The 18,930-nt window shown below is 64.9% G+C and carries 18 protein-coding genes; 9 read left to right on the forward strand and 9 right to left on the reverse strand.

Annotated elements, in window-relative coordinates; genetic code table 11:
• Window positions 1–6: 6 nt before the first annotated feature.
• The 5 genes from AC07VH_RS03545 to AC07VH_RS03565 all read right to left on the reverse strand — a co-directional run bounded on the left by AC07VH_RS03545 (window position 7) and on the right by AC07VH_RS03565 (window position 4,029).
• Window positions 7–1,227 carry an MFS transporter gene (locus tag AC07VH_RS03545; RefSeq protein WP_494786791.1) on the reverse strand — a complete coding sequence of 407 codons (1,221 nt, stop codon included), beginning with the start codon at window positions 1,225–1,227 and terminating at the stop codon, window positions 7–9.
• Window positions 1,228–1,361: 134 nt separating this feature from the next.
• Entirely contained in the window at window positions 1,362–1,649 is a 288-nt protein-coding gene (locus tag AC07VH_RS03550) for a pentapeptide MXKDX repeat protein (RefSeq protein WP_494786792.1), read from the reverse strand.
• A 196-nt stretch (window positions 1,650–1,845) separates the two neighbouring features.
• Window positions 1,846–2,622, reverse strand: coding sequence for a molybdopterin-dependent oxidoreductase (locus AC07VH_RS03555; protein ID WP_494786793.1), 777 nt, complete (start codon window positions 2,620–2,622; stop codon window positions 1,846–1,848).
• Window positions 2,623–2,626: 4 nt separating this feature from the next.
• Window positions 2,627–3,223: a cytochrome b/b6 domain-containing protein gene (locus AC07VH_RS03560; RefSeq protein WP_494786794.1), complete on the reverse strand. Its 597-nt coding sequence runs from the start codon at window positions 3,221–3,223 to the stop codon at window positions 2,627–2,629.
• Window positions 3,223–4,029 (reverse strand): DUF1223 domain-containing protein, encoded by an 807-nt coding sequence (locus AC07VH_RS03565; RefSeq protein ID WP_494786795.1) that lies wholly within the window; start codon window positions 4,027–4,029, stop codon window positions 3,223–3,225. Before AC07VH_RS03565 ends, AC07VH_RS03560 begins: the two co-directional genes overlap by 1 nt.
• 130 nt (window positions 4,030–4,159) lie before the next feature.
• Here AC07VH_RS03565 and AC07VH_RS03570 point away from each other — a divergent pair, with 130 nt between their 5' ends.
• The 8 genes from AC07VH_RS03570 to AC07VH_RS03605 all read left to right on the forward strand — a co-directional run bounded on the left by AC07VH_RS03570 (window position 4,160) and on the right by AC07VH_RS03605 (window position 11,808).
• Window positions 4,160–4,750, forward strand: a complete 591-nt coding sequence (locus AC07VH_RS03570; RefSeq protein WP_475415010.1) for a sigma-70 family RNA polymerase sigma factor — start codon at window positions 4,160–4,162, stop codon at window positions 4,748–4,750.
• Window positions 4,747–5,394 carry an NrsF family protein gene (locus AC07VH_RS03575; protein ID WP_494786796.1) on the forward strand — a complete coding sequence of 216 codons (648 nt, stop codon included), beginning with the start codon at window positions 4,747–4,749 and terminating at the stop codon, window positions 5,392–5,394. Before AC07VH_RS03570 ends, AC07VH_RS03575 begins: the two co-directional genes overlap by 4 nt.
• A gap of 131 nt (window positions 5,395–5,525) precedes the next feature.
• Window positions 5,526–7,034 (forward strand): DUF4331 domain-containing protein, encoded by a 1,509-nt coding sequence (locus AC07VH_RS03580; protein ID WP_494786797.1) that lies wholly within the window; start codon window positions 5,526–5,528, stop codon window positions 7,032–7,034.
• A 13-nt stretch (window positions 7,035–7,047) separates the two neighbouring features.
• Entirely contained in the window at window positions 7,048–7,296 is a 249-nt protein-coding gene (locus AC07VH_RS03585; RefSeq protein WP_494786798.1) for a hypothetical protein, read from the forward strand.
• Window positions 7,297–7,360: 64 nt separating this feature from the next.
• Entirely contained in the window at window positions 7,361–8,575 is a 1,215-nt protein-coding gene (locus AC07VH_RS03590) for a tetratricopeptide repeat protein (protein WP_494786799.1), read from the forward strand.
• Window positions 8,572–9,690 carry a HupE/UreJ family protein gene (locus AC07VH_RS03595; protein WP_494786800.1) on the forward strand — a complete coding sequence of 373 codons (1,119 nt, stop codon included), beginning with the start codon at window positions 8,572–8,574 and terminating at the stop codon, window positions 9,688–9,690. The genes AC07VH_RS03590 and AC07VH_RS03595 overlap by 4 nt, the downstream gene beginning before the upstream one ends.
• Before the next feature lie 111 nt (window positions 9,691–9,801).
• A complete protein-coding gene (locus AC07VH_RS03600; RefSeq protein ID WP_494786801.1) occupies window positions 9,802–10,653 on the forward strand; it encodes an aldo/keto reductase in 852 nt (283 codons plus the stop codon).
• Window positions 10,654–10,665: 12 nt separating this feature from the next.
• Window positions 10,666–11,808, forward strand: coding sequence for an aldo/keto reductase (locus AC07VH_RS03605; protein WP_494786802.1), 1,143 nt, complete (start codon window positions 10,666–10,668; stop codon window positions 11,806–11,808).
• On the opposite strand, the gene AC07VH_RS03610 is transcribed toward AC07VH_RS03605, so the two are convergent.
• The gene (locus AC07VH_RS03610) at window positions 11,792–12,337 is read right to left on the reverse strand and encodes an RNA 2'-phosphotransferase (RefSeq protein ID WP_494786803.1); all 546 of its coding nucleotides are present in this window, start codon (window positions 12,335–12,337) and stop codon (window positions 11,792–11,794) included. The two genes, AC07VH_RS03605 and AC07VH_RS03610, sit on opposite strands and share 17 nt — an antisense overlap.
• A gap of 17 nt (window positions 12,338–12,354) precedes the next feature.
• Window positions 12,355–14,385 carry a TonB-dependent receptor gene (locus AC07VH_RS03615; protein WP_494786804.1) on the reverse strand — a complete coding sequence of 677 codons (2,031 nt, stop codon included), beginning with the start codon at window positions 14,383–14,385 and terminating at the stop codon, window positions 12,355–12,357.
• 134 nt (window positions 14,386–14,519) lie between these two features.
• Here AC07VH_RS03615 and AC07VH_RS03620 point away from each other — a divergent pair, with 134 nt between their 5' ends.
• Complete coding sequence (locus AC07VH_RS03620) at window positions 14,520–15,749, forward strand: response regulator (RefSeq protein ID WP_494786805.1); 1,230 nt, start codon at window positions 14,520–14,522, stop codon at window positions 15,747–15,749.
• On the opposite strand, the gene AC07VH_RS03625 is transcribed toward AC07VH_RS03620, so the two are convergent.
• Together AC07VH_RS03625 and AC07VH_RS03630 are read right to left on the reverse strand one after the other, a co-directional pair.
• Complete coding sequence (locus tag AC07VH_RS03625) at window positions 15,728–16,090, reverse strand: immunity 22 family protein (protein WP_489627153.1); 363 nt, start codon at window positions 16,088–16,090, stop codon at window positions 15,728–15,730. The two genes, AC07VH_RS03620 and AC07VH_RS03625, sit on opposite strands and share 22 nt — an antisense overlap.
• Window positions 16,091–16,092: 2 nt before the next feature.
• A complete protein-coding gene (locus AC07VH_RS03630; RefSeq protein ID WP_494786806.1) occupies window positions 16,093–18,792 on the reverse strand; it encodes a polysaccharide deacetylase family protein in 2,700 nt (899 codons plus the stop codon).
• Between the last annotated feature and the right edge of the window lie 138 nt (window positions 18,793–18,930).

Genomic DNA, 18,930 nt, shown 5'->3' on the forward strand with positions numbered 1-18,930 from the left:
ATCCTGTCATGCGGCGCCGCCATGCGCCAGGCCCCGCTGCACCTTCCACGCCAGCGGCAAGGTCAGCAGCAATACGGCCGCCAGCGCCAGCAAGGCCGTGGGTACGCTGGTATGGTCGCCCAGCGCGCCGAACAGCACGGGCGACAGCGCGCCGCCGCCGATGCTGCCCGTGTAGAACAGGGCAAACGCGTGCTCGCGCTTGCCGGACTCGGCCAGTTCCGGCACCGCGCCGTACAGCACGGACGAGGTGCCGTTCAGCGCCAGCCCCAGCAACGGCAGCATGGCCATGATGCCGGCCAGCGGCAGCCACAGGGCCGCGACGATCAGCAGCGAGGTCATCGATTCCGTCAGCCACACGGTCTTCATCATGCCGATGCGCGCGCCCAGGTAGCCGCACAGCAGCTTGCCGAAGGCGCCGCCCACGAACAGCAGAGATAAGGCCACGCCGATGCCGGCCGTGCCCGCCCCCTTGCTTTTCAACAAGAACGGCAGGAAGGTGAGAAAACCCATGCGCACGGCGCTATCCAGGGTGCCCGTGGCCAGCAGCGCGCGAAAGCTGCCTTTGGCGCCGCTGCCAGTGATGGGTTTGACCGCTTTCTTCTGGCTGGCCTGGATGTCTTCCGGTTTCGGCAGCAGCCACCACAGCAAGCCGGCCGCCGCCAGACCCAGCAAGCCCAGCAGCGAGACGCTCGCTTGCCAGCTGCACACCAGCAACAGCAAGCCCACCAGCGCGGGAATCAGGGTCTTGCCGATATCGCCCGCAAAATTGTAGTGCGACAGCGCCTCCTTCACGCCGCCGCCCGCCTCGTGCGTGTCCGTGACGATGGACGAGGCCAGCGGATGCTGGGTGCTGGCGCCCAGGCCGCCCAGCAGCAAGGCGATCAGCAGCACGGCCAGGCCGCCCGCCTGCCCCGCGATCAGGTAGGCGACGCCGGCCAGCGCCGTGCCGCCCACCAGCAGGCGCTCGCGTCCCCAGCGCCTGGCCAGGCGGCTGGCCAGCAGCTGGAAACCGGCCATCATGCCCGAGTAGGAACCGCGCAACAGGCCCACCATGGCGTAGCTGATGGCAAACTGGGCCTGCCAGATGGGCAGCAGTACATAGATCACGTCCGTCAAGCCGTCATGCACGGCATGCGCGCTGCAGGCGGCGAACAGCGAGCGGCGACGGATCGATTTATCGGAGGAAGGTGCTTCGGGGGACAACGCGGCAACGGACGGTTCGGTCATGACTGTGCATGCGGGAAATCAGGAGGCGTCCAGCTTACACCAATTAGCAACCTCGCATCGGGCGGCAGCATGGGTGAACGCTGGAAGACGCGCGCGGCCTGGCGCCATCGCGTTGACGGCGCCAGGCCCCTGCACTACTTGGCCATCGCATCCTTGGCCATGCCATCCTTTTTCATTTCATCCTTTTTCATGCCGTCTTTCGCCATGGCATCTTTTGCCATGCCATCCTTGGCCATGTGATCCTTTTTCATGTGTTTCTTGGCCATCGGCTTGTGCATGCCGTCCTTGTCCATCGCATCCTTGTGCATGGCGTCGGCCGAGGCAGGCTTGGCCATCGCGTCTTTCTGCATGGCGTCCTGGGCAAACGCGGCGCCCGACATGAGGATGGCGGAAGCGAGGATGGCAGTAATGGTGGTTTTCATGATAAGTCCTTGTCTCAGTGTTGGATGGGCGAGATTGCCCGGTGGTAAAACTATTGCTGTGCTACAGGGTGCTGCTTGCTGCTGAACATAAGGAAGGCCGGGAGGTGGTCAGGGCCAGGCGCATTGCCGCAGGCAGTACGACTAGTACGACAAGGCAAAGCAATGCAACGCCGCCCTGGCCGGCTCCCCGGCCTTCCTAGGAACCGCCGAACCAGTTGTATCCCTGGTTTTCCCAATACCCTCCCGGGTAGGTATTCGTGACGAAAATGGCCTGGATGTGCTTCGGGTTCTTGTAGCCCAGCTTGGTCGGCATGCGCAGCTTCATCGGATAGCCGTATTTCGGCGGCAATTCCTGGCCGTCATACGTGAGGGCCATGATGGTTTGCGGATGCAGGGCCGTGGCCATGTCGATGCTGGTGAAATAATCGTCGGCGCACTGGAAGCCGATGTATCTGGCCGTCGTGTCGGCGCCGACCCGCTTGAGGAAATGGGAAAACGGCACGCCGCCCCACTTGCCGATGGCGCTCCAGCCTTCCACGCAGATATGGCGCGTGACCTGCGTTTCCTGCGGCAGGGCGCGCAGCTGCGGCAGGGTCCACGGCTTCTTGTCGGCGATCAAGCCGCTCAATTCCAGGCGCCAGGCGTCGCCGTCGACCTGTTCCACCTCATCCTCGCCGTAATAGGCGTTGAAGGGAAACGGCCGCGTGATCATGGAGTCCGGATACGTGGGCGCCAGTTTATTCGGGTCGAACAGCCAGCCCTGCACCCGGTCGTTCATGCGCGACACGGCCATCAAGGCCGTCTCGATGGCGGACGGGTCGCTGGCGTTGCAGCCCGTCAGTAAGGACAGGCCGCCCAGGGTCAGGCTGCGCTGCAAAAACAGGCGGCGCGACGGCTGTTTGATCTGGCGCAAGGCGTCGGTCAGCATGGCCTGGCCCTGTGCTTGCACGAGGATGGATTTTTTCATGCTCATCTCCTTAGCGGCCGCGCAGCATGGCGACCAGGGTGCGCGGCACCAGCGCCACCATCAGCAGGTGCACGCCGACAAAACCCGTCAGCAGCGCCATGGCGATGAAGTGGACCCTGCGCGCGCTCTCGTAGCCGCCCAGCAGCTCGCGCAGCAGGGGAAACTGCACGGATTTCCACAGCACCAGGCCGGACAGCACCAGCACGATGCAATCAAACATGACGAACAGGTAGGCGGCACGCTGCACCATGTTGTAGCGGCGCGGGTCCGCATGGGCCAGCTTACCCTTCAGCGCGGCGGTGAAATCGGCCAGCAGCAGACGCGGCGAGAGGGGAAAGAACTGGCGCCGCAGCCGTCCCGAGACGATATTGATGACCAGATACAACAGGCCATTTGCCACCAGCAGCCACATCGCGGCGAAATGCCATTGCAGGGCGCCGCCCAGCCAGCCGCCCAGGGTCAGCGCACGCGGCAACTCGAACGGGAAGAATGGCGCCGCGTTGTAGATGCGCCAGCCGCTGGTGGCCAGCACGACCACGGCCACGGCATTGAGCCAGTGCGTCACGCGCAGCCAAACGGGGTGGATCACGCTCGCTTGTCCGTTCATCACATCCCCCCTTTCGCGCAGGATGCCGTGCTGACGGCTTGCAGGATGGCGCTGCTGTCGGTCCGCTGCACGAAGGCGACGATTTGCAGGTTTTCCGGGCGCCAGCTGGCCGGCAGGCTGACTTCGCGGCGCAGCCCGGCGCGGCCTTGCGCCAACGCAACCGGCCCCAGCCACAGGCGCACGGCCGCATCATGGCGCAAGGTGGCGCCCCGGTTTTCGCCGCGCAGCACGGTCGAGACGATGCCGCTTTCGCTGATGGCCACATATAGCTGGCCGTCCGTCCGCGCGTCCGGCGCGCTGGCATCGGCTTCCAGCAGCAGCTTCCCACCCGGCGCCGGCACGGCGGACAGGCGGATAGCGACGGGCGCGGCGGTCGCGTTGATGCGGCGGATGGCGGCCGGCAACTGCGTATCCCAGCCGCGCAATTCCGTGCCGCCGACGAAGAACTGCGGCGTATAGGCCACGTGGCGCGGCTGGTGGCGCAGCAGCTCGGCCTGGCGCGCATCGAATTGCGCCTGCGCCAGCGGGTCCGTCCAGCCGATCTGGTCCCAGTAGGTGACGTGCAAGGCCAGCGGCACGACCAGGCTGTCCACCCCCGCTTCCTGGCGCAAGGCGTTCAGGCGCCGGTCGGCGGGCGGGCAACTGGAGCAGCCTTCGCTGCTGTACAGTTCCACCAGCGCCGCCGTCCGCGCACCACTTTTGACTTCGCAGCGCTGGCCGGACGCCAGTTGCGCGTACACGGGTGCCGTCGCGGCCCACAGGCAGAGCGGAACGAGGCTGGCGGCAAGGCGGTGCTTGATATGCATGTTGACTACCCGTTATAGTGAATGAAGAAACGTGCTTGCCTGTCAATTCGCCGCGCCATGCGGATTGGTTACAGCCGCCCTCAAATAATTTAAGATTTATTTTTTTCAACGCCTGTCACCAAAGGCTTGCATGCAACGAATACCAATAAGCGAGCAGTTGCACGGCACGGAATTGCGGCTGCACGGCTTGATGCTGCGCGGCCTCGACGGCGATGCGGCGGCGTATCGCAGTTTTTTGCAGGCAAGCAGCGCTCATTTGCGCGCGTTTTTCCGGCGCCGCCTGCAGCGTTGGCCGGACGAGGTGGAAGACCTGGTGCAGGAATGTTTATTAGCCATCCACAACCAGCGCTTGACGTATGACACGGGTGTGCCGCTGACGTCGTGGATCCATGCGATCGCGCGCTACAAGATGATCGACTGGCTGCGCCGGCATGGGCGGCGCGAGGCGCAGCATTTGCCGTATGACGAAGAAGATAGCGCGCAGGAACTGTTTTCCAGCGCCGATGCCGAGGCGGCCGAGGCCAGCCGCGACCTGGGCAAGCTGCTGGCCACCTTGCCGGCGCAGCAACGCGACGCCATCGTGCATACCAAGCTCGACGGCTGGTCCGTGCGCGACACGGCCGCCGCCATGGCCATTTCGGAAGCCAGCGTCAAGGTGGCCGTGCATCGCGGCTTGAAGGCCCTGGCGGCCCATTTAAGGATAGAAGGAAACGCACCATGAAAACCGAAGACTTGATCGCCATGCTGGCCAGCGGCCCCGACGTGGCCGCTAAAGCCCCGCCCGGCACACACTGGCGCGCGGCAGGCACCTTGGGCGCCGGCCTGCTGGCCAGCGTGGCCTTGATGGCCATGCTGCTGGGCGTGCGGCCCAACCTGGAACAGCTGGCACTGCTGCCCGACTTCTGGATCAAGGTGGGCTTCGTCGTGTGCCTGTGCCTGGCGGCCTGGCACGTCAGCCGTCGCCTGTGCGTGCCGGGCGCCGCCACCAGCGCCCTGCCCCTGCTGCTCGCCATGCCCGTGCTGCTGATGTGGACGCTGGGCGCCGTCATCGTGCAGGAAGCGCCGCCCGAACAGCGCGCCGAGCTGTTCTGGGGCGCCACCTGGCGCAGCTGCCCCCTGCTGATCGCCATGCTGTCGCTGCCCATCCTTGCCGCCGTGCTGCGCCTGATGCGCCAGCTGGCGCCCACGCGCCTGCGCCTGGCCGGCGCCGCCGCCGGTTTTGCCGCCGGTGCCGTGGCCGCGCTCGTGTATTGCCTGCACTGCCCCGAGCTGGCGGCCAGCTTCGTCGGTTTCTGGTACGTACTGGGCATGCTGGTGCCGACCGCCATCGGCGCGGCCCTCGGTCCCAAAGTGCTGGCCTGGTAAGGGGCCGCCAAGGTCAGTTGCAGACTTTGACAAAGAGTTGAATCCGTTTTTTGTAGCCGTTCGTATAAGTCAGGCAGCCTGCAGTTTCTTGGACTTGTCTGTCAACGCTAACAAAAATCGGGAGAATCGAAATGTCATTGTCACACTCGAAAACCGCACTGGGCGCCGCACTCCTGGGCAACCTTCTCGCCGTTTCCTTCACTTTGGCCATCGCGCCAGCCGCCTACGCTTCCAGCCACCGCGAAGCGCCGTTCATCACGCAAAGCCCCAAGGTCGACGGCACCGACTTCTATATGTTCCGCAGCTATGAGGCGGGACGCGGCGCCTACACCACCCTGGTGGCCGACTACCTTCCCTTGCAGGACGCCTATGGCGGCCCGAATTATTTCGCCATGGATCCGAACGCCTTGTACGAAATCCATATCGACAACAATGGCGACGGCAAGGAAGACCTCACCTTCCAGTTCCGCTTCACCAACACCATCAAAGATGACCAGTTCACCGTCGGCGGCAAGAAAGTCTCGATTCCGCTCGTCATCAACGGCGGCGCCATCGATTCCGTCAACCCGCCGGGCCTGAACGTGCGCGAAACCTACAGCGTAACAGTGGTGCGGGGCGACCGCCGCAGCGGCACGCGCAGCAGCGTCACCAATGCCAGCGGCGGCGGCAGCGTGTTCGACAAGCCAATCGACAATATCGGCAACAAGTCCATCCCCAACTATGCCGCGTATGCCGCGCAGCACGTCTACACGGTCAACATCCCCGGCTGCGCCACGCCGGCGCGCATGTTCGTCGGCCAGCGCAAGGACCCGTTCGTGGTGAACCTGGGCGAAACGTTTGACTTGATTAACATCAAGGCGCCCGCCACGGAATTTGCCGCGAATGCGGAGTCGGCCGCCAGGGACGACCTGGCGCGCAAGAACGTCACGGCCCTCGAAATGGAAGTGCCGACCGCCTGCCTGACGGCCGGTAGCGACCCTGTCATCGGCGGCTGGACCACGGCCAGCCTGCGCCAGGGACGTTTGCTGAACCCGGCACCGGGCGCCATTCCGGCGTCGAAGGAAGGCGGCGCCTGGGTGCAGGTGTCGCGGCTGGGCATGCCGCTGGTAAATGAAGTGGTGATCGGCCTGAAGGACAAGGACCGCTTCAACGCCAGCAAGCCGTCGGGCGATGCGCAATTTGCCGACTACGTGAAAAATCCCACCGTGCCCGCCCTGGTGGAAGTGCTGTTCGGCTCGGCAGGCGCCAAGGCGCCCACCAACTTCCCCCGCAACGACCTGGTGGCCACCTTCTTGACGGGCATCAAGGGCGTGAACCAGCCCGTCACCGTGACGGCATCGGAAATGCTGCGCCTGAATACGTCGATCGCGCCCACCAACGTCGGTGCGCAAAACCGCCTGGGCGTGATCGGCGGCGATAACGCCGGCTTCCCGAACGGCCGGCGTCCCGGCGACGACGTGGTCGACGTGGTGCTGCGCGTGGCCATGGGCAAGCTGTGCACCTTGAACATCGGCTGCGCCCCGGCCGACGCGCCGGCCGGCGGCCTGCACTTCACGGACGGCGCCTTCCTCGATGAAACCTACTTCACGGCAGGCTTTCCCTACCTGAAAAACCCCATCGCCGGTTCGCCGCAGATGTAACAAGGAGAACGCGATGAAAAAGCTCCATGCACTCAGCGCCCTGGCGCTCACGGCCCTGCTGGCAGGCTGCGGTGGCGGCGGCAGCAGCCACGGCGCAGATAACGGCAACGGCGGCACCACGCCGCCCCCCGTGACCATGCTCGACGCCTTCTATACGGCCGTCAGCAACGTTATCGCGAACACCGGCGATGACAAGGAAGACATCGCCATCGACGCCATCATGGCGACGTCGCCGGAAGACACGGAACCGGTGCCGTTGTAAGGCCCTTGCGGGCGCCGGGGAGTCCGCTCTCCGGCGCCCGCATCAATGACTGTTGAGGGCATCCATGATGAAAACACCGATTTCCCTGCTGTGCGCCTGCCTGCCCCTGCTGGCCTGGGCCGCGCCCTACACGCCGAAAGATGGCGGCGCCGTCATCGAACAGCTGCCGCGCCGCGCCGACACCACGCAGAGCGAGCTGCGCGGCCTGCGACAGCAATTGAATGCTACGCCGCAAGACCTGACCTTGGCGGCAAGCCTGGCGCAGCGCTACATCGCCCTGGCGCGCAGCGAAACGGACCCGCGCTACCTCGGCTACGCGCAAGCGGCCTTGGCGCCCTGGTGGCGGCAAGCGGCGCCGCCCCTGCCCGTGCGCCTGCTGCGCGCCACCATATTGCAAAGCACCCACAAGTTCGGTCTCGCCCTGCAAGACCTCGACGCCGTCATCGCGCAGCAGCCGCACAACGGCCAGGCCTGGCTGACGCGCGCCACCGTCCTCACCGTGCAGGGCGATTACGCGCAGGCGACGGCTAGCTGCGCGCGCCTGTCGGCGCTTTCCACGCAGCTGGTCACCGTCACCTGCCTTGCCAATATCGCCAGCGTCACGGGCCGCGCCGCCGCCAGCGAGCGCCTGCTGGACCTGACCTTGCAAAGGAGCGCCGGCGCGGCGCCCGAGCTGGAAAACTGGGCCGCCACCCTGCTGGCGGAAATGGCCACGCGGCGCGGCGAAATCACGCTGGCCGAAGCCCGCTACAAGACCGCGCTGGCGCGGCAGCCGCGCGACAGCTATCTGCTGGGTGCCTACGCGGATTTCCTGCTCGACCGGCAGCGCCCGCAGGAAGTCGTCAAGTTACTCAAGGACCAGCAGCGCATCGACGCCCTGCTGCTGCGTTACGCGCTGGCGCTGCAGGCGTTGCCCGGCCAGCAAGCGGCATTCCTGGCGGCGAAGGCGGAGCTGGCGGCCCGCTTCACCGCCGCCATGCAGCGGGGCGACACCGTGCACCAGCGCGAGCAAGCCCGTTTCGCCCTGTTCTTGCAACAGGATGTGCCGTCCGCGCTGCAACTGGCGCAGAAAAACTGGGCCATCCAGAAGGAAGTGCCCGACATGCGCATCCTGCTCGAAGCGGCCCTGGCCGCGCGCAACTACGGCGCCGCGCAACCGGTGCTGGCCTGGATCGCGGCCAACGGCGTGGAAGATGTGGCCCTGCAGCGGCTTGCCAGGCAGCTGGGGCCGCAGGATGGACAAAAAATCAGTTTTATCAAGAAAGCAGGTGTGCTGTGAAAGGCTGCCTGTTCATCCTGTTCCTGTGCGCCTGGCTGGCTCCCGCGCAAGCGCACAAGCCCAGCGACAGCTATCTGAGCCTGGCCGTGCACGGCCAGCAGGTCGAAGGGCAATGGGATATCGCCCTGCGCGACCTCGATTTCGCCATCGGCCTCGACGGCAATGGCGACGGCGCCCTGACCTGGGACGAAATCCGCGCCCGCCACGCGGCCATTGCCGCCTACGCGCTGCAGCGCCTGCAGCTGGCCAGCGACCAGGGCGCCTGCCCCCTGCAAGCCATCGAGCAGCTGGTCGACAACCACACGGACGGCGCCTACAACGTGCTGCGCTTTCGCGCCGACTGCCCGGGCGCTGCGCCGGCCAGTGTGACCATTGGCTATACGTTGTTCGCCGACCTCGACCCGCAGCACAAGGGGCTGCTCAAGATCAACAGCGGCGGCGCCACGCAAACGGCCATCTTCGATCCGGACAGCCCGCGCCAGACCATCTCCCTGGCCGCGCCCGACCGCCTGGCGCAGTTCGGCGCGTACGTCAAGCACGGCATCTGGCATATCTGGATCGGCTACGACCATATTTTGTTTTTGCTGTCGCTGCTGCTGCCGGCCGTGCTGCTGCCGGGCTTGCGCGAACAGCAGCAGGGGCTGAAGGCGGCCTTCTATGACGTGCTGAAAGTGGTCACGGCCTTCACGCTGGCCCATTCCATCACATTGAGCCTGGCCAGCCTGTCGCTCGTCTCGCTGCCTTCGCGCTGGGTGGAGTCGGCCATCGCCGCTTCCGTCATTCTGGCCGCGCTGAACAACCTGCTGCCCCTGTTCCGCGGCAAGCGCCCCGTGGCCGCCTTTGCCTTCGGCCTGATCCACGGTTTCGGCTTTGCCAGCGTGCTGCGCGACCTGGGCTTGCCGCAAGGCTCGCTGCTGGCCAGCTTGCTGGGCTTCAACGTGGGCGTGGAACTGGGCCAGCTGGCCATCGTCGCCGCGTTTCTGCCCCTCGCCTGGCTGCTGCGCAAGACCTGGCTGTACCGGCAGGTGCTGACCGTGGGCTCACTGGCCATCGCGCTGGTAGCTTGCGTGTGGCTGGTGGAGCGGGTGGCCGATATCAAGCTGATCAGCGCGTGATCGCATCCGATTCATTAGCACGACTTATAAGATCATGCCGATTACAATGGCTTATCAACGGGTGGATGGTGCCTTAGAGTAGCTCCTGTCAATAACCGAAGGAGCTTTGCCATGGACCGCGTCACCCTGAACAACGGCATCAGCATGCCCGTCGCCGGCTACGGCGTCTTCCAGATACCCGACCCGGCCGAATGCGAACGCGCCGTGATCAACGCCATCGCCGCCGGCTACCGCCTGATCGATACGGCCGCGTCCTATCTGAACGAGGCGGCCGTCGGCCAGGGCATCTGCCACAGCGGCGTGGCGCGCGAACAGCTGTTCGTCACCAGCAAGCTGTGGGTGCAGGACACGGGCTACGAGCGCACGCGCGACGCCATCGAGCAGTCGCTGCGGCGCCTGCAACTCGACTATCTGGACCTGTTCCTCATCCACCAGCCATTCGGCGACGTGCACGGCTCCTGGCGCGCCATGCAGGATGCGTATCGCGGCGGCAAGCTGCGCGCCATCGGCGTGAGCAATTTCCAGCCCGACCGCCTGGTGGACATCATCGCCTTCAACGACATCGCGCCCGCCGTCAACCAGATCGAAGTGAACCCTTTCCACCAGCAGGCGGACAGCGTGGCCTTCATGCTCGAGCACGGTGTGCAGCCGCAAGCGTGGGCGCCGTTCGCCGAAGGCCGCAACAAGCTGTTCAACAACGAGTTGCTGCTGGGCATCGCCGGCAAACACGGCAAGTCCGTGGGCCAAATCGTCCTGCGCTGGCTGACGCAGCGGGGCGTGGCCGTGCTGGCCAAAACCGTGCGCCGCGAGCGCATGGCGGAAAACCTGGCGATTGACGACTTTGACCTGGACGAAGCCGACATGGCCGCCATCGCCACCCTGGAAACGGGCAACAGCAGCTTCTTTTCGCACCGCGATCCCGCCATCGTCCAATGGATGGCCGAACGCAAGCTTGATATTTAAGGGAAAACACACATGCCAACAAAAGATACAAGCACGGGCCGCCGCGGTTTCCTGCTGGCGGCGGGCAGCCTGGCCGCCACGCCATTGATCGCCCAGGCGCAAGGCCAGACTCTGCGGGCAACGGTGGCGGGCCGCCGCAAGCTGGGCACGCTGGAAGTGTCCAGCCTGGGCCTGGGCGTGCAAAACATGAGCCGCAGCTACCAGACGACGATACCCAGCCGTCCTGAAATGCATAGAATTATCCGCACGGCCTACGAACGGGGCGTCACCTTGTTTGACGCGGCCGAAGCCTACGGCCCGCACGAGGTGGAGAGGATTCTGGGCGAAGGCGTGGCGCCATTCCGCAATGACATCGTCATCGCCACCAAGTTCGGCTGGAACATCGACCAGCAGACGGGCGAGCGCCGCCCCGGCACCAACAGCCGCCCCGATCACGTCAAGCTGGTCGTCGACGGCATGCTGAAACGCCTGCGCACGGACCGCATCGACTTGCTGTACCAGCACCGGGTCGACCCGCAAGTGCCCATCGAAGACGTGGCCGGCGCCGTGCAGGATCTGATGCGCGAAGGCAAAGTGCTGCACTGGGGCTTGTCCGAGATGGGCTTGAACACCCTGCGGCGCGCCCATGCGGCCCTGCCCGTTTCCGCCGTGCAGAGCGAATACTCGATGCTGTGGCGCGGGCCGGAAGCCGGCGTGCTGGCCCTGTGCGAAGAGCTGGGCATCGGCTTCGTGCCGTGGAGCCCGCTGGGCGTGGGCTTCCTGGCGGGCGCCATCGACATCAAGACCCGCTTTGCCGAGGGCGACATCCGCCGGGTCGAATCGCGCTTTGCACCGGAAAACCTGCCGCACAACCTGGCGCTGGTGGCATTGGTAAAAAACTGGGCGGCGCGCAAGCAGGCGACACCGGCGCAGATCGCCCTGGCCTGGCTGCTGGCCCAGCGGCCATGGATCGTGCCCATTCCCGGCACCACGCAGATGGCGCACATGGAAGACAACCTGGGCGCGGCTGGTGTGCGTTTTACCCCGGCGGAACTGGCCGAGATGAATCAATCGATCGCCGCCATCGCCATCCGGGGCGCGCGCCTGCCCGATGCCGTGCTCGCCTATTCGGGCGTGGAAGCCGCAGCTCGGCCTGTCCTCAGGGGAAGCCGATAAATTCTACCGGCACGGCCTGCGTCAGCCACACGCCATTGTCGGACACATAAAACACGTGGCCCTGTGCCTGCATGGCGGCCGCATCGACCGTCAGCACGACGGGTTTGCCATGGCGCGCACCCACGGCCACGGCCGTTTCGCGGCTGGACGACAGGTGCACGTGCTTGCGCGCTCCGGGCAGCAAACCGGCGGCACGGATCGCCTCGACAAAGCGACTGGCCGTGCCGTGGTACAGCATGGCGGGCGGTGTGGCGGGCGGCAAGGCGATATCGACGGCGGCCAAGGAATGCCCCTGGTTGGCGCGGATGCGCAAGCCATCGTCGCTGATGGCGTAGCGCGTCTTGCTGTCGCGCGCCACCACGTCATCCAATTGTTCGCGGGAAAGGTGGCGCCCATGCCGGGCTGCCAGCGCCAGCAGCAGGCCGATGTCGGCCCAGCCCTGGGCATCGAGTGCGAGGCCGATTTTTTCAGGCGCATGGCGCAGTATGAGGGAAAGGAATTTACTGGTTTGTACTAGGTGATCGGTCATGCCCCAGTTTACCGTTATCAGAACGCATACGACAAGGTCAGGCGCGCGGAGCGCGGTTCGACCGGGTGAAAATGCCGGTCATTCACCCCGTCCGCCGCCTCGCCAGACAGGCGCGACGCATAGTAATAGTCGATATCGCTGGCACGCTTGTTGAACAGGTTGAAGACGTCGAGCGACAGCCGCGTCCTGCGGTTGAGCTGGTAAGCGAGGCGCGCATACGCGAGGGTCGTCGAGGCCGAGCGCACGCTATTGTCTTCGATCAAGGGACGGGGGCCGAAGTAGCGCAGCTGCAAGGCGCCCGACCACGGGCCCCGGTCCGTCACCGTCACGCCGAACGACGCCACCCTGTCGATCGAACCAGGAATATAATTGCCGGCCGCATCGTTTTGCGTGTAGCGCGAGCGCGAGGCGGCCAGGTCCAGGTCGAATTGCAGCCACGGCGCGGCAACATAATGGTTGTTCCACTCGATGCCGTGGTGGCGGCTGGCGCGGCTCGGTTGCGTTTCGCCCGCGTCGCCCACGAACAGCAGTTCCGACGCGAGATCGAGGCGCCACAGGGCCAGCGAGCTTTGCAGGCCCGGCAGCCATTCCGTGCGCGCGCCCAGTTCCATGCCCTTGCTCGGCACGAGGGGCGTCACGGGCGCGGAAGGCGAGCCATCGGGCAAGCGCGTCTGCGTCGTGCCCCGCGCATCGTTGCTATGGAAACCCTTGCCGTAGTTCACAAAAAACTCCGTCTTGCTCCACGGCCCCAGGATCAAGGACAGTTTCGGCGACACCACGTGGTCGCTCGCCGCACCGCTGTTGCCGGCTATGCTGCTGGCCACATTGAAACGGTAGGCGTCGTAGCGTACGCCCGCCACGGAACGTAGCCACGGCAGCCACTGGGTCGTGTTTTCGCCGTACAGGCCGACGCTGGCCTCGCGCACCTTGTCTTCGCGCACCGTGGCTTGCCGCACTCTGTCCACCGTGCTGTACAGTCCCACGGGCGACAGGCGGTCATAACGGGCCTGCACGCCGAGCTTGTTGCGCAGGGGAAGTCCGAACAGCTCCGTGGCCCAGCTTTCGCTGGCGTTGACACCGGCCACCGTGCGCCGCTCGCTTTGCTGGAACTGGTCGCCGGTGGCCGGGCTGGCCAGGAAGTAGGTGAAATCGCTGTTGAGCTCCAGCTGCGAGCGGATCAGGTACGCGTCAAACTCGAACAGGCGATTTTCCGTGCGCTGGCGCATCGCATACGACAGGCTGGCGCGCGACGTATCTCCCCCGTCGCTGGGCGCGAGCGAGCCGAAACGGCCGATCTGGCCGGACTCCACGGCGCGCAGCGGCACCTGGTCCGTGGCGTTCCAGCTGTTCTTGTAGGCCATGGCCGTCACGCTGAAGCCGTCGTCCTGCGTGCCCTGGCTGTAGCGCAGCACGCCGCTATATTTGCGCACGCGCTCCGGTACATCCCAGGGGCCGTTGTTGCGGTTCACTTCCAGGCCGTACAGCAAGGTGCCCTGTCCTGCGTCAAGGGAATCGGCCACGACGCCCCGCACATAGCCGTGCTGGCCCACGGACACGCTGGCCTGGCCTTGCGGCAATTTGTCGGCCAGGCGGATGCGCGCCGCGCCGGCCGAAGCGAAGTCGCCTTCGCCGGCAAAATACGGCCCCTTCTTGTAATCGATGCGCTGCACCAGCTCGGGAATGAGGAAATTGAGGTCGGAATAGCCCTGCCCATGCGCGTGGGTGCGCATATTGACGGGCATGCCGTCCACATACGTGGCGAAATCCGTGCCATGGTCGAGGTTGAAGCCGCGCAGGAAATACTGGTTGGCCTTGCCGTCGCCGCTGTGCTGCGTGACGATCAGGCCCGGCACGAATTCCAGCAATTCGCCCGTGCGCAAGGCGGGCCGGTTGACGATCAGCTCATTGGTGATGACGCCCTGGCTGGCCGCGTCCGAGGTGCCGACGGCGTTGTCATAATGGCCCGTCACGCGCACGGTGCGCGACGCATCGGTGAACGATGCGGCCTCCGGCGCAGCCGCCTTGCCGGCGCCGGTCAGCAGTAACAAGGCACAAGCTGCCAGCTGTTTGCGTTTTATCAACCGCATCGCGTCTCCCCTTTTTATGATGTCAGTACAGGCTCCTACGGGATATATACGCGGCAGGCTGGCTGCCTGGATTCAGCATTTTTCAAGGAGCGACCGTGGACCTGAGCGACAGCAGCGGCAAGGCGAGCAAAAGCGTCACGGCGGTCGTGCGCAAGCGCGACGTGCTGCCCTATATCCTGCTGTTCATCTTGCTGGCGGGCTTGCTGGCCGTGCTGGCGGGCGCCCTGCTGCCGCCCTACTACCACGCCGTGCCGGCCCTGCTGTGGAGCCTGGGCTTTTGCGTCAGCGGCATGCTGCTGGGCTTTCTGTTCGGCATACCGCGCAGTCTGCCCTCGGGCACCGTCAACGCCGCCCCGCCCGACGAGCTGGCCAATGGCAAAAGCCGTCCCACGGACGAGCCGCCCCCGGCAAGCGCCGACGCGGCAACCGGCAACCCCAGCAATACCCTGTTCCTGGGCACGCCCACGCCCATGGAAATCAATTCAAACCTGGTGGAAGTGTCGGACTGGCTGACGAAAATCATCGTCGGCGTGGGCTTGATCGAGCTCAAAAGCCTGCCCGGCAGCGCGCGCAGCATGGCCGCCTTCATCGCGCCCAGCCTGGCCACGGACACGCCCACGGCCATGGCCATCGTCGGCGGCATCATGCTGTTCTTTTCCGTGCATGGTTTTTTGATCGGCTACCTGCTCACGCGCATTTACCTGTCCATCATGATCAAGCGGGCCGACAGCCTCGTCAAGAACGAATCCGTGCGCCTCGAAAGCGGCAAGGAAATCGAAGTGACGGAACTGAGCCGCTTACAGCAAAAGTCGCTCGACGACATGCAGGAAGCCGTCACGCAGCTGCTGCTGGCGCATCCGCCCGATGGCGCCGCCGCCGTCACGGCCCTGGCCGCCGCGCCGACGGCGCAACGGCCCGTCAGCCTCGTGTTGTGGCTGGACGACCATCCGCGCAACAATACCTTGCTGATGGAGCAGCTGGAGCGGGAAAACATCAAGGTGGACCAGGCCGTGTCGACGCGGCAGGCACTGGCCATGCTGCAACAGAAGCACTACGCGCTATTCATCACGGACATGGCCAGGGTGGAAAACGGCCGCCGGGTCAAGGATGCGGGCGTGCGCACGGTGCGCGAAGTGCGGCAGGCGCAGCCCGCATTACCGATCATCGTCTATTGCAACAAGGATACGTTGGCAAGCTATGGCACGGAAGCGCAGGCGGCGGGCGCCCGTTTCATCACCACCTCGGGCACCAGCCTGCTGGCCAGCGTCAACAAGCTCATACATGAACAACGCGGAAATGAGGCTCAGCCACCGTCGCAGACATAGCTGCCCACGTGGTGCAGCGAGCTGCGCTGCGGATGCGCCAGTTGATTCGGCGCAAACACGCACACGACAGTATCGGCCAGCACGCCCTGCGCGTCCGCGCACGCCTGCGCCAGCCAACTGTCCGCGTACGACATGCCATCGAGCAGCTCTGCCAGCGGCGCGGGCGACGCCAGCAGCGCGCTCTCGATGCAGGCCGGCTCATACCGCGTCAGGCCCGTTTCCAGGCAGAATGGCGACGGCACGGCATCGCCATCGTCCGTGTATGCGGGCGCCAGGAACGCCTGCAGCGCTTCCCAGCTGGCAAAGCGGCCGCTGCAGGCAAATACGTGGACGGTGGACACGCTTACAGCTTCTCCATCTTTTGCCGCACGGCCGGCGCCGTCGAGGCCGTCGGCGCCAGTTCCAGATAGGTTTTATAGGCGGCTTTCGCCTTCGCGGCATCGCCGGCCTTGGCATACGCGTCGCCCAGGTTCAAATAGGCAATGGCGCGCGACGGATCCATCTTGACCGTGTTTTCAAACCAGCGGGCCGCTTCGCGGTATTTTTCCTGCTTGTAGAAAACAAAGCCCAGGTTGTTGGCCGCCAGCGCGAAGTCGGGACGCAATTTCAGCGCTTCCGTAAATTGCGCTTCCGCCTGCGCGTACTGTTTCTCCTTGTACAGCTGCAAGCCGCGGTCGTTGGCCCGCTGCGCCAGCTGGCGCGTCGAGGTCGGTACGGCGCCCGGCGTGACGATCTTCTGTTCGCCGCCCTGCAAATCCTTCACCGTCACGCTGGCCGCTTGCGGCTTGGCGTCGAGCTTGCTGTTCAGGGCAATGGCTTCCGTCGACAGCTGGGTCGTGTTCGGGCTGAGGAATTCCGTCTCGCCCGGCAATTCGAAGACGAAATCGCCTCCTTCCGAACCAGGCAGGCTGCCGAACGCGGGCGTCTGGTTCGACACGCTGGACACGGCCGGCGCTACATACGCCGCCAGTTCCGTGGCCGTGATCAGGCCGTCGCCGTTCAGGTCCCCCTTGCCCGCCAGGCCCTGCAGCAGGGTCCACGTGAACACGGAGTGGCCGTTCGGCCCGCCGTCGGCGACCAGCTGATCGCCGCCGCCGGCCGTCAGCATTTGCCGGCCGATGCGTTTGGCGTTATCGCGCAAGAAGGAACTGGAACCGGCGCCGCGCGTCAGGCCCAGGCCGCTGTAGCAGGCATCCATCACGAAGAAGGCATGCTTGGCCGTCAAGGACTCCGCGATATTCTGGATTTCCGTCATCGGGATCGCATCCGTGGCGAACTGCGCCGGGTCGGAATCAAACGGCACGATGTAGCCGAGGTCGCGCCCGGAGCTCAGCTTGCGCGTGGCGCCGTGGCCGGCGAAGAAGACGAAGATGCGGTCGTTCTTTTGCACGCCGCCATGGGCCAGCTTGTCATGGAAGGCGGCCAGGATGTTATTGCGCGTCGCCTCGCCATTCTTCAGGGTCACGACGCGCTCGGGCGCAAACGCGAATTTTTCGATCAGGGTCTCGCGGATGCCTTGCGCGTCGCGCACCGCATATTGCAGTTTCGGCCATTTCGCGTAGTCATCGATGCCGATCACGACGGCCCATGAATTGGCGTAGCCCGTGGTGACGGGTACTTTTTCCGGCGCCGGCGCCGAGCTTTTCGCCACCTGGAAGCTGGTGCCATCCCAGCCCGCGAATTGATAGCCTTCGGCGATCAGCTTGTCCAGCACGGCCGGCAAGGCTTTCACCGTGCGTTCATGGATGTCGTGGAACAGCACGATGCCGCGCCCCGCCTTGTCGACGGACGCCAGCACCCGGTTCGTGATCGAGCTGGGCACGGGATCGGCCCAATCCAGCGAATCGATATTCCACATCACGGATTTCAGATGCGCATCGGCCAGCGCGGCCATGCCTTCGCTGTTGCGCGCGCCATACGGAAAGCGGAACAGCGCGGCCCGCTCGGGGCTGATGGCTTTCAATAAAGTGTCGGTGCCGAGGATTTCGCCTTTCAGCTTATCGCCCGTCTGCTTCGACAACTGTGCGTGGCTGAAACTGTGGTTGCCCACGGCATAGCCTTCCTTCATCAGCTTGCGGCTCACTTCCGCGCCCGCGCCCAGCTTGGCATGGCCTTCCGCGTCCAGCGACCCCAGGTTGCGGCCCACGTTGAAGAACACGGCCGGCACGCCATATTGTTTCAGGATGGCGCTGATTTCTTCCGTGTAGCGGCGGTGCGGGCCGTCGTCGAAGGTCAGCACGATGGTTTTCTTCGGCAAGCCCAGGCCGAAGATTTCCGCCTCATCTTTTTTTGGCGCCGGCTTGGCTTCGGGCATGGAGCCGGCGGGAGGAACAGCATACGGCACGACGATGCCGTTTTCCTTGAGAATCTGTTCGCGGCTGTACAGTTTTTTCAGCTGCGCCACGTAATCGTCCCACCGTTCGCGCTTGAGTTCGATGGCGCGCTGGCCCAGGTTGCCGAAAATTTGCCGGATTTCCTTTTCGTAATTGCGCTCGATCTCGCCCAGCGCGTCGAGATCCTCGGAAATGCGCTTGTGCAGCTTGATCGCCGGCAAGGACGAATCCTTGGCCACGTCGGCCAGCATGCTTTGCAGCAGCTCGCGGAAAGCCAGGCGGTCGGCGTCGTACAGGCCCGGGTCGGATTCGATATATGTCAATAAACTGTCGAGCGCCTCGAAGCGGCCCGGATTGGTGGACGCCGTCAATTGATCCAGCGCAAGATCGAGCTTGGCGATGCGTTCCTGGTTTTCATGGAACAGGGCCTGCCCCACTTTACGGGCTTCGTCGCGCGCCCCTTCGGGCAAGCTTTGCTCGTCGGCCAGCAGCACGATGATCTTGCGGAAATTGCCCAGCAAGTCGCGGAATTGGGCGGCCACGGCGGCCGTGTCGACGCCGGAATGCGGCGCGGCGGCCGGGGTGCCCGAGGCCGGGGCGCCCGGCGTGGCGGTGGCGGTGGCGGCCGGTCGGGTATAGCTATAAATGCCGGCCCCAGCGGCGAGAGCCACGACGACGGTGGCGGCGATCTTGATCGGCTTGGAAGTCACAGGCTTGTCATTCCCTTCACATACTATGCATTACATTCAGATGGCGCGGATGCGCAAGATGCATAATTGTAGAGCACGCTTGGCAAAATGCTCATCCCGCACACTGAATTTGAGCAATAATACGGCCGCAAACTCACA

It is taken from the genome of Janthinobacterium sp. GW821-FHT03C10 (assembly GCF_059420865.1).